Source organism: Algibacter sp. (assembly GCF_049667265.1).
In the GTDB taxonomy this organism is placed as follows: Bacteria; Bacteroidota; Bacteroidia; order Flavobacteriales; family Flavobacteriaceae; genus Algibacter_B.
The window spans coordinates 1-10,540 of sequence record NZ_JBATHX010000283.1; the positions used below are offsets into that span (position 1 = coordinate 1).

The following is a 10,540-nucleotide window of genomic DNA, read 5'->3' on the forward strand; positions in this document are numbered from 1 at the left end:
GAGGTGGTTTTGGTTTTTAGCAGTTTTTAAAGAAGATAAAAAGCCTTTGATTCTCATCAAAGGCTTTTACATTTATAACTGACGTAAGTCAATAATTTATCTATGGCGATTCGGCATTACATCATGCCTGGCATACCGCCGCCCATTGGAGGGTGGCCAGCTTCAGCTTCTTTAATATCTATTAAAGCACACTCAGTTGTTAGAATCATTCCAGCTACAGAAGCTGCATTTTCTAAAGCAATACGTGTTACTTTTTTAGGATCGATAATACCAGCTTTTAGCATATCAACATATTGTTCAGATTTAGCATCGTAGCCAAAATCTTTTTTACCTTCTAAAACCTTATTGATAACTACAGAACCTTCGCCACCAGCATTTTCAACAATAGTTCTTAAAGGCGCTTCAATAGCTTTATTTACTATTTGAACACCTGTAGTTTCGTCTAAATTATCCGTTGTAATTTTTGCTAAAACAGCTTTTGCTCTAACTAAAGCAACACCACCACCAGCAACAATACCTTCTTCCACAGCAGCTCTTGTTGCATGTAAGGCATCATCAACACGGTCTTTTTTCTCTTTCATTTCAAATTCACTTGCAGCACCAACATAAAGTACAGCAACGCCACCAGCTAATTTAGCTAAACGCTCTTGTAATTTCTCTTTATCGTAATCTGAAGTTGTTGTTTCAATTTGAGATTTAATTTGATTCACTCTCGCTTTAATGCTTTTAGCATCGCCTGCACCATTCACAATCGTTGTATTGTCTTTATCAACCGTTACAGTTTCAGCAGTTCCTAACATGCTTAAGTCAGCATTTTCTAATGTAAATCCTCTTTCTTCAGAAATTACAGTTCCACCAGTTAAGATAGCAATATCTTCTAACATAGCTTTACGTCTGTCACCAAAGCCAGGAGCTTTGACTGCTGCGATTTTTAATCCACCACGTAATTTATTTACCACTAAAGTGGCTAATGCTTGACCATCAACATCTTCAGCAATAATTAATAACGGGCGACCAGATTGTGCAACTGGCTCTAGTATTGGAAGAATTTCTTGTAAGTTAGAAATCTTCTTATCGAACAATAAAATGTATGGATTCTCTAAATCGGCAATCATTTTATCAGCATCAGTTACAAAGTAAGGAGATAAATAACCTCTGTCAAATTGCATCCCTTCAACCACGTCAACATATGTTTCCATGCCTTTTGCTTCCTCAACAGTAATCACACCTTCTTTACCAACTTTACCAAATGCTTTTGCAATTAGCTCACCAATAGTATCATCGTTATTTGCAGAAATAGCCGCGACTTGTTTTATTTTTTCAGAAGAATTACCAACCTTTTGAGCTTGCTTTTCTAATTCTATAATAATTGCTGCAACGGCTTTGTCAATACCACGTTTTAAATCCATTGGATTAGCACCAGAAGCCACGTTTTTCAAACCTTCTTTCACGATAGCCTGCGCTAAAACCGTTGCGGTAGTTGTACCATCACCAGCTAAATCGTTAGTTTTGCTAGCTACTTCTTTTACCATTTGAGCACCCATGTTTTCGTGCTCGTCTGCTAATTCAATTTCTTTTGCAACAGTTACACCATCTTTAGTTACTTGCGGTGCCCCAAATGATTTGCTAATAATTACGTTACGTCCTTTAGGACCTAATGTTACTTTTACTGCATTGGCTAATGCGTCAACACCACGTTTTAAACCTTCGCGTGCTTCAATATCAAATTTTATATCTTTTGCCATTTTTTTAAATTTTAGCTTTTTGCCTTTAGCGGTTTGCTATTGGCTAAGTATTTATATTAATTTTAGTTGGTGCTAAAAGCCAAAGGCTAATAGCTAAGAGCCATTTTAGATTATGGCTAGTATATCACTCTCACGCATGATTAAATAATCTTTGCCTTCAAGTTTTAATTCTGTTCCAGCGTATTTACCATATAAAACAGTATCACCAACTTTTACAGTTATAGGTTCGTCTTTAGTGCCTTTTCCAGCAGCTACAACAGTTCCTTTTTGAGGTTTTTCTTTAGCATTGTCTGGAATAATAATTCCTGATGCTGTTTTAGTTTCAGCGGCAGCTGGCTCAATAAGAACTCTATCTGCTAATGGTTTAATTTTTAATGCCATTTTTATATGTTTTGATTTTTAGTAATTTATGTTGTTAATTTAACTCGTTGCTAAAAATGTGCCATGGCTTGTTAACTGACAAACTTTCAGAAACAAAAAATGCCAACTTATTTAGTTGGCATTTTTTGTGTTATTTATTTTAATTACTCTCCAGTTGAATCTTCAGGAGTAGCTGTTTCATTGTTTGTTGCAGCAGGTGCTACAGGTAAAGGTTGAGTAGATTGAGCATCAGCATCTAATGCTTTTGATTCTGCTCCAGCCGTACCACTATCGATAGCAACGTTTGATAATAGTATTAAAACTAATAAAAGTGTTGCTAAAGTCCATGTGCTTTTGTCTAAAAAGTCAGTTGTCTTTTTTACACCACCTAATTGTTGTGTGCCACCACCGCCAAAAGATGATGATAATCCGCCTCCTTTAGGGTTTTGAACCATAATTACTACAATTAGCAAAAATGCTACAACCACGATAAGGATTAAAAATATTGTAAACGTGTTCATTATTCTTTATTATTATGTTCTTTTAATTGCTCTACAGCTTTAATTTGGTTTGCAAAGAAACTACTTTTTTCTGGATATTTCAAACTTAAAATTTTATAAGATTGGATTGCCTTTTTGTAGTTTTTTTGTTCCACATAAATACGCGCCAAAGTTTCAGTCATTAATGACTCAGGCTGTATCATCTGTGAGTTTGCTAAATTTATTTTTGAAGGATTTGATTTAACCGGACTAATTTTTGGGTTTTCAGAAATGAATTTATCAATAAGTTTAAACTTTTTTTCCTTTTCTAAATTTTCGTTTGTTTTAATTTCTGATGAAGCATCTTCAGATTCTTTCGTTCTATCAATTGGTTTAAAGTGTGTTAGCTTTAACCATTCATTAAACGAATGTGTTTCTTTTTTATCAAATTGAAGTGGTTTTCCAAGATTTAAAATATCTTTAACGCTGGCTTCTTGTGTTTTTGTTTCTTTAGTGACATTTTCAATAGCTTCAGATTCATCAAGGATAAAGCTTTGAATTTTTTTAGGTCGTGCTTCCTTAGGTTCAAATAAAGCAGGGTCTAAAACACCATCAGTATCTTTTATTTGCTGTTTTAGTGCATCGTCAATAGTAACACTTTTGTTGATTGAAATATCTTCAATATCAACTGGAATACTTTTTAAATTTTCAGTATTTGTTTTAATAAATTCTGAAATTTCATTTTGAATAAATGCTTCCGAAGTTATAAAGTCGAATAAAATACTTCTATCAGTTGTGTAGGCTGCTGTTGTTTTTAATTCTTGATTATAAGTGATGCTGTTTTGGTTTTTTAACCCTTTTAAGTGTAAGGCACGTGCAGGTTGAAAATAGGGAAACTCATCAATAATAGATTTCACAGCCTCAGTTTGCTCATGAGAAATAACCTGAGGGTTTTGTAAAATGTATGTAAAATCGGTTTGTTTCATTACCATTTTGCTAAAGTAGCATTAAAAATATCTTGTGTAATCCGTTCAAAAATTTCGTCGTGAGCGGTTGTTTTTAGCGACCCGGTTAAAACACCACTTGCAGGATAGTCATAAAAAAATGAAAAGGATTGTTCTAAATCATCTTCTTCTTTTTTAGTGTTGAAAAATCGAAGTTTTACGTTTATTGTTAGTCTGTTTTGGGCAGCTGTATTTTCTGAAGTTGCTGTAGTAGGCGAAATTCTATAATCTGTTATTTCACCTTCATAAATTAAATCGCCTTTTGAAGGAACCAAAGTTAGGTTGGTTTGGTTCTGAATTAAATCTTCAAGGGCTAATTTAAAATCGCGTTCTAAACCAGGTTCAATTAATAAGGATGTGTTTTCAAAATAATTTACTTGGTAGGTTTCAGTTCCAGGTGGTATGGATGCTCCTGTGAAAGAGTATGCACCGCAAGCAACTAGTGTTGTGGATAGTATAATTAAGAGAATATATTTTGTGTAATTCATTTGTAATGATAGATTCCTGTTATATAAGAATCGTGAAAGTTTAATTTTAAACGATTTATTTTTTATTTTGTTGTATTTACTAACAACCGTAGCCTAATTACTGTGGACTCAATTTAAAGATCAAATTGTTTAATCTTTCTATATAATGTACGTTCACTAATTCCTAGTTCAGCCGCTGCTAATTTACGTTTTCCGTTGTGACGTTCAAGCGATTTTTTAATTAATTCTAATTCTTTGTCATGTAAGGATAAAGTCTCTTCTTCTTCAATTTCTTCTGCAAAGTGATATTTGTCTTGAAATGATGTTGTTTCCTCTTCCGTTGTTCTATGTTCAGGAATGGCAATAATTTCATTGTTTTCTACAGTTTCTTCAAAATCAATTTCATCTTCATTGTCATCGCCATAAATTTTCTGAATTAAGCTTTCATTTTTCTTTTCAACATCTTTGACATTGCCATTCTTCATTAATTCCATGGTCAACTTTTTCAAGTCGTTCAAGTCGGCTTTCATATCAAAAAGTACTTTGTATAGTATTTCTCGTTCGCTACTGAAATCACTTTCTGATTTCGAGGTTTTAATTACTGCGGGTAAATTTGTGCCCGAAGTTGCTGGCAAATAACTTATTAAAACTTCGGCTGTAATGGTTCTATTTTGTTCTAAAACAGAAAGTTGTTCTGCAATATTTCTTAACTGACGAATGTTTCCGCCCCAACGGTGTTTTAATAAAATTTGTATTGCATTATCTGTTAGCTTTATAGTTGGCATTTTATACTTTAATGCAAAGTCGCTGGCAAATTTTCTAAATAATAAATGAATGTCTTCTTGACGCTCTCGTAATGGTGGTAGGTTAATATCAACTGTACTTAATCTATAAAATAAATCTTCACGAAATTTTTCTTTCTCAATAGCTTCAAACATATTCACGTTTGTTGCAGCAACGATTCGTACATCTGTTTTTTGAACTTTACTTGATCCTACTTTTAAAAACTCGCCATTTTCTAAAACACGTAATAATCGTACTTGGGTTGTTAATGGTAGTTCACCAACTTCATCTAAAAAAATGGTTCCGCCATCTGCTACTTCAAAATAACCTTCCCGGGTTTGTGTTGCACCTGTAAAGGCGCCTTTTTCGTGTCCGAATAATTCACTATCTATAGTGCCTTCTGGTATCGCACCACAGTTAACGGCAATATATTTATTGTGCTTTCTGTGTGATAATTGATGGATTATTTTAGGGATACTTTCTTTACCAACACCACTTTCTCCAGTTACTAAAACTGAAATGTCTGTTGGTGAAACTTGAATCGCTTTTTCAATAGCACGATTTAGTGACGGCGTATTTCCAATAATACCAAAACGTTGTTTTATAGCTTGAACTGATTCCATTTATTTTGATTTTAGAGTCAAGACTAAAGAGTCAGGACTATAAATTTGATTTAATATTTAGTTGTATTCTGAATTGCCAACAGCTTCACCCTTTAGTGTCGCACTTGTACAATCTGTAACCTTTACATTTACAAAATCGCCCACTTTGTAATTTTCTTTTGGGAAAACACATACAATACTTTCCGAAGTTCGGCCAGACCATTCTGAATCTGATTTTTTCGATTCTTTTTCAATCAAAACTTCCACCGTTTTACCAACCCATGCTTTGGTTCTTTCTTCACTATGTAACCTTTGTAAATCAACGATGTCTTGAAGTCTGCGTTTTTTTGTTTCTTCAGGCACATCATCTTTCATGTTTCTACCAGCCATTGTTCCTGGGCGCTCAGAATAGGTGAACATATAACCAAAATTATATTTCACATAGTTCATTAATGATACGGTATCTTGAAAATCTTCTTCCGTTTCAGTAGGGAAACCAACTATCATATCTTGACTAATGGTGCAATTTGGAATGATACGTCGGATATTATCTATCAATTCAAAATACTCTTCCCGAGTGTGTAACCGATTCATCTCCTTTAAGATACGATTGCTTCCACTTTGTACTGGTAAATGAATGTGATTACAAATATTTTGGTATTTCGCCATGGTTTCAACAACATCCAATGTTAAATCTTGTGGATTAGAAGTTGAAAAGCGAATGCGCATTTTTGGTTGTGCTTTGGCGCAAATTTCTAGTAGGTTTGAAAAGTTTACCGAAGTTACTTTTTGCATATCGGAAGCTTTTTCAAAATCTTTTTTAAGTCCGCCGCCATACCACAAATAACTATCTACATTTTGCCCAAGTAGCGTGATGTCTTTATAGCCTTTACTCCATAAATCGTTCACTTCTTCAATAATACTTTGTGGGTCTCTACTACGTTCGCGCCCCCGTGTAAAAGGTACCACGCAAAACGTACACATATTATCGCAACCTCGAGTAATGGAAACAAAAGCACTAACACCATTTGTATTTAATCGTACTGGTGAAATATCGCCATAGGTTTCATCTTTTGATAGGATAACGTTAATAGCGTCTCTACCTTCATCAACTTCGGCTAAAAGGTTTGGTAAATCTTTGTATGCATCAGGTCCAACAACTAAATCGACAATTTTTTCTTCTTCAAGAAATTTTGTTTTTAAGCGTTCAGCCATGCAACCTAAAACGCCCACTTTCATTTTTGGATTATGATCGCGTTTTACGGCGTTATATTTTTCAAGACGTTTACGAACGGTTTGTTCTGCTTTATCACGAATGGAACAGGTGTTTACTAAAACCAAATCGGCTTCTTCTAGGTTTTGGGTGGTGTTATAGCCTTGGGTAGCCATTATGGAAGCTACAATTTCGCTATCGCTAAAATTCATGGCGCACCCGTAACTTTCAATAAAAAGTTTGCGCTTATTGCCTTCTTTTTTTTCAACCACTAAGGATTCCCCTTGTTTATTTTCGTCTATTATCTTTTCCATATTTTACTCAGACCTGTAAGGGTCAATAAGTGTGCAAAGATAAGATTAATTTATATTTTATGACAAAGTGGCAGTTTAATTATTTGATAATTTTACGCAACCATATAAAGATTTCTGCATCTAAAGTGTAATTAAACTTCATTTAAATGAAATTTCTGTTTAAAAAAATATCTTTTGCAATAGGAATCATGTTTTGTAGTATGAACGTTCTATGTGAAGATGTAGATGATGTTGATTATATTAGTTTTTGCGATGAAACAACAATTGTTGATAATGATTTATTTGAAAATCTAAATACAGTAAATTTTACTTTTATTGATGCAGAAATAGCAGATAATTGTTTAAGTCTAGAAATAGGAGCATCAGGTTGCGATGGCAATACTTGGGGTTTTAATCTTGTTGATTCTGAAGCTATTGCAGAGTCATCTCCAGAACAACGCTATTTAAAATTTCAATTAATAAATGATGAAGCATGTTTGGCTTATTTTGAAAGAATTATTTTATTTGATTTAACGCCATTACAAATTAATGGGAGTAACGAAATAATTTTACATATTGAAGGCTTTGATTCTTCCTTAAATTATAAATACTAAAATAAATTACCTACTAATGAATTTGAAACACCTTTTTTTGTCCTTAGTTTTTATGGTCGCTTTATCATGTGATAAAAACGACGATGATTATGAATTTTTGCAAGTTGCAACACCGCAATTAATGACTAAAACTGCTTTTAGAAGTGCAGCTAAAGTAAGTGCTCCCAGAACCATTGAATCGCTAGGTAAAATTTATGTTTACCAAGATTATATTTTTGTTGGTGATGTGGATTCTGGAATTCATATTATTGATAATTCTAATCCGAAATCCCCGAAGAATATTAGGTTTATCGAGATACCTGGTAATGAGGATATTTCAGTAAAAGATAATTTTTTATTCGCTGATAGTGCTACTGATTTGGTGGTATTTGATATTTCGGATTTAAATAATGTGCGTTTAGTTGAACGCTTGGAAGATGTGTTTAATGTATATAATTTTAAAATCCCTACTGAGGCTGATGCTGTTGAATATGGGAAATATAATTACGAGGAAGAAATTATTGTTGGATGGACATTAAATACTGAAAGACGTAAAAAGGTGGATACACGTTTTGTGACTTTGGATGGTGATGTGGCCTTGAGTTCTGGTGCTGAATCTACAACAGGAACGGGAGGTTCCTTGGCAAGATTTCAAATTGTAAGTAACTATTTGTACGCTGTTGGAAATTATGAAATGTCTATTTTTAATATTAAAAATTTAGCTGAACCCATTCTTGAAAACACGCAATATGCTGGTTGGAATATTGAAACCATGTTTCAAACCCAAGGGTATTTATATTTAGGGAGCACAAACGGTATGTACATTTATAATTTACTAAATCCTGCGGCACCAGAGTATGTTTCAGAATTCACACATTGGGAAGGGTGCGATCCAGTAGTAGTTTCTGGTGATTATGCTTATGTAACGTTGCGTGGAGGCAATGCTTGTGGGCAATTAGAAAGTGTTTTAGAAGTAATTGATATTAGCGACAAAACAAGGCCAACATTGGCGGCGAGGTATGATTTGGAAAACCCTTATGGTTTGGGTGTTAGAAATAACATGCTTTATGTTTGCGATGGCACGGCAGGTTTAAAGCTGTTTGAGCGTGAAACTCCTGTTGAATTAAATCTTGTAAACACTTTAAAAACCGTACAAGCTAAAGATGTTATTCCTTTAGAAGATAAGTTAATAATGATAGGTGGAAATACCATTTATCAATACGAATATATGACAAACAACATTGGGCTGATAAGCTCTTTTGAACTAAACTAAACTAAATTGATGTTGTTTTGAAAATCTGCCTTCGGGCAGATTTTTTTATGTATAATTGTAACTAATTAGGATTAAACCAGTACCTATTTTATATCTAACCAAACTATAAAAATGAATACAATTGAAACTATTTTAGGAAAAATTGATAGTGCTAAAGACCTCGATTTTGGGATTATTTTTAGTGAATCAATTGAATTGTTTAAAAAAACTTGGTTACAAGGGTTTTTAATGTTTTTGTTTATGTTACTTATCATGTTACCACTAATTATAGTATTCTATATTCCTTTAATAGGTATGGTAATTGCGCAACAAAACTCTGGTTATGGCGATACGGCTGCTGTTGAAGGTTTTTTTGCTGGAATGTCCGTAATGTATATCTTATTCGTAATTGTTGCGGCGCTAGTATTAGGTTCAGTTTCAGTTGCTATAATTGCTGGTTTTTATAGAATAATGAGAAAACTTGATAATAATGAGCAAGTCGTTACACCAGATTATTTTCATTATGTAAAAAAGGATTACTTAGGAAAAACATTTATGATCATGTTAGCTACCATAGCAATTGCCATTCCATCGGCTTTACTTTGTTATATTCCTTTAATTTATACCATGGTTCCTATGTCGTTTTTTGCAGTATTTTTTGCGTTTAATCCAGAGTTAACACTTGGTGAGATTGTAAAGGCAAGTTTTAAACTAGGAAATAAAAAATGGCTTATTACTTTTGGATTAATTGTGGTTTCTGCAATTTTAGCAAATATTGTCGGTTATTTAATGTGTGGCATTGGGTTGTTGTTTACTTCAGCCTTCACATACCATCCTATTTATTTAATTTATAAAAAAGTTATAGGTTTTGACGAGAGCAGCGCTATTGACGAAATAGGAACAACTTTGCCAGAATAAAATATTTATAATTCCAAAAAGCCTGCTTTTATTGTGTTAAAAGCAGGCTTTTTTATTTAAATAATTCACAGATAATCCATAAAATGCTACAGATAAACTTTTTTTGATATACATTTGTACCTTCAAAAAATGAAGTATGGCGAAGAATTTAGTGATAGTAGAGTCACCTGCAAAGGCAAAAACCATTGAAAAATTTCTAGGTAAAGATTTTAAAGTAGAATCTAGTTTTGGCCATATAGCCGATTTGCCTTCCAAGGAATTAGGGGTTGATGTTGATGGTGATTTTAAACCAAAATACGAAGTTTCAAAAGATAAGAAAGCAGTTGTAAAAAAACTGAAAGACTTAGCTAAAAAAGCAGAAATGGTTTGGTTGGCAAGTGATGAGGATCGAGAGGGTGAAGCTATTGCTTGGCATCTTGCTGAGACTTTAAAATTGGATAAAGACAAAACTAAACGTATTGTTTTTCACGAAATTACTAAAAGTGCTATCTTAAAAGCTATCGAAAATCCAAGAGGTATTGATTACGATTTGGTAGATGCACAACAAGCGCGTCGTGTTTTAGATAGAATTGTTGGGTATGAGTTGTCTCCGGTACTTTGGAGAAAAGTAAAAGGCGGCTTATCTGCAGGGCGTGTACAATCGGTTTCTGTAAGATTAATTGTTGAAAAAGAAAGAGAAATTCAAGAGTTTACTCCTGTTGGAACTTATAGAATAGATGCCGAATTTTCAAATGAAGATGGGCAAACGTTTAAAGCCAAACTTCCAAAGAATTTTTCAACAAAAGCAGAAGCTCAAAAATTCTTGGAGCAAAATGCATCAGCTGATTTTAA

Annotated in this window: 11 protein-coding genes; 4 read left to right on the top strand and 7 right to left on the bottom strand. The window is 33.5% G+C overall.

All coding sequences use genetic code 11. The annotated features are described in order from the left end of the window. Positions 1–116: 116 nt before the first annotated feature. From groL to miaB, 7 genes are all read right to left on the bottom strand, one after another. A complete protein-coding gene (groL, locus tag WBN21_RS10555) occupies positions 117–1,745 on the bottom strand; it encodes a chaperonin GroEL (RefSeq protein WP_424200072.1) in 1,629 nt (542 codons plus the stop codon). Positions 1,746–1,850: 105 nt separating this feature from the next. Continuing rightward, positions 1,851–2,126 (bottom strand): co-chaperone GroES, encoded by a 276-nt coding sequence (locus tag WBN21_RS10560; protein WP_424200074.1) that lies wholly within the window; start codon positions 2,124–2,126, stop codon positions 1,851–1,853. 143 nt (positions 2,127–2,269) lie between these two features. Next, positions 2,270–2,626, bottom strand: coding sequence for a preprotein translocase subunit SecG (gene secG / locus WBN21_RS10565; RefSeq protein WP_424200076.1), 357 nt, complete (start codon positions 2,624–2,626; stop codon positions 2,270–2,272). Then, complete coding sequence (locus tag WBN21_RS10570; protein WP_424200078.1) at positions 2,626–3,570, bottom strand: hypothetical protein; 945 nt, start codon at positions 3,568–3,570, stop codon at positions 2,626–2,628. The genes secG and WBN21_RS10570 overlap by 1 nt, the downstream gene beginning before the upstream one ends. After that, entirely contained in the window at positions 3,570–4,076 is a 507-nt protein-coding gene (locus WBN21_RS10575; protein ID WP_424200080.1) for an LptE family protein, read from the bottom strand. The genes WBN21_RS10570 and WBN21_RS10575 overlap by 1 nt, the downstream gene beginning before the upstream one ends. Positions 4,077–4,189: 113 nt before the next feature. Next, positions 4,190–5,461, bottom strand: coding sequence for a sigma 54-interacting transcriptional regulator (locus WBN21_RS10580; protein ID WP_424200082.1), 1,272 nt, complete (start codon positions 5,459–5,461; stop codon positions 4,190–4,192). A 57-nt stretch (positions 5,462–5,518) separates the two neighbouring features. Further along, positions 5,519–6,967: a tRNA (N6-isopentenyl adenosine(37)-C2)-methylthiotransferase MiaB gene (gene miaB, locus WBN21_RS10585; RefSeq protein WP_424200084.1), complete on the bottom strand. Its 1,449-nt coding sequence runs from the start codon at positions 6,965–6,967 to the stop codon at positions 5,519–5,521. A gap of 146 nt (positions 6,968–7,113) precedes the next feature. Here miaB and WBN21_RS10590 point away from each other — a divergent pair, with 146 nt between their 5' ends. From WBN21_RS10590 to WBN21_RS10605, 4 genes are all read left to right on the top strand, one after another. Beyond that, positions 7,114–7,560, top strand: coding sequence for a hypothetical protein (locus WBN21_RS10590; RefSeq protein WP_424200086.1), 447 nt, complete (start codon positions 7,114–7,116; stop codon positions 7,558–7,560). 37 nt (positions 7,561–7,597) lie between these two features. Continuing rightward, a complete protein-coding gene (locus WBN21_RS10595; protein ID WP_424200088.1) occupies positions 7,598–8,812 on the top strand; it encodes an LVIVD repeat-containing protein in 1,215 nt (404 codons plus the stop codon). Positions 8,813–8,923: 111 nt separating this feature from the next. Continuing rightward, positions 8,924–9,709, top strand: a complete 786-nt coding sequence (locus WBN21_RS10600; RefSeq protein ID WP_424200090.1) for a hypothetical protein — start codon at positions 8,924–8,926, stop codon at positions 9,707–9,709. 136 nt (positions 9,710–9,845) lie between these two features. Continuing rightward, positions 9,846–10,540: type IA DNA topoisomerase (locus tag WBN21_RS10605; protein ID WP_424200092.1), on the top strand; the 695-nt coding region annotated here is incomplete at its 3' end.

Coding starts and splice junctions, on each gene's coding strand:
- WBN21_RS10590 (WP_424200086.1), top strand. CDS start 7,114: ATGAAATTTCTGTTTAAAAAAATATCTTTTGCAATAGGAATCATGTTT.
- WBN21_RS10600 (WP_424200090.1), top strand. CDS start 8,924: ATGAATACAATTGAAACTATTTTAGGAAAAATTGATAGTGCTAAAGAC.
- WBN21_RS10580 (WP_424200082.1), bottom strand. CDS start 5,461: ATGGAATCAGTTCAAGCTATAAAACAACGTTTTGGTATTATTGGAAAT.
- WBN21_RS10570 (WP_424200078.1), bottom strand. CDS start 3,570: ATGAAACAAACCGATTTTACATACATTTTACAAAACCCTCAGGTTATT.
- WBN21_RS10575 (WP_424200080.1), bottom strand. CDS start 4,076: ATGAATTACACAAAATATATTCTCTTAATTATACTATCCACAACACTA.
- miaB (WP_424200084.1), bottom strand. CDS start 6,967: ATGGAAAAGATAATAGACGAAAATAAACAAGGGGAATCCTTAGTGGTT.
- secG (WP_424200076.1), bottom strand. CDS start 2,626: ATGAACACGTTTACAATATTTTTAATCCTTATCGTGGTTGTAGCATTT.
- groL (WP_424200072.1), bottom strand. CDS start 1,745: ATGGCAAAAGATATAAAATTTGATATTGAAGCACGCGAAGGTTTAAAA.
- WBN21_RS10560 (WP_424200074.1), bottom strand. CDS start 2,126: ATGGCATTAAAAATTAAACCATTAGCAGATAGAGTTCTTATTGAGCCA.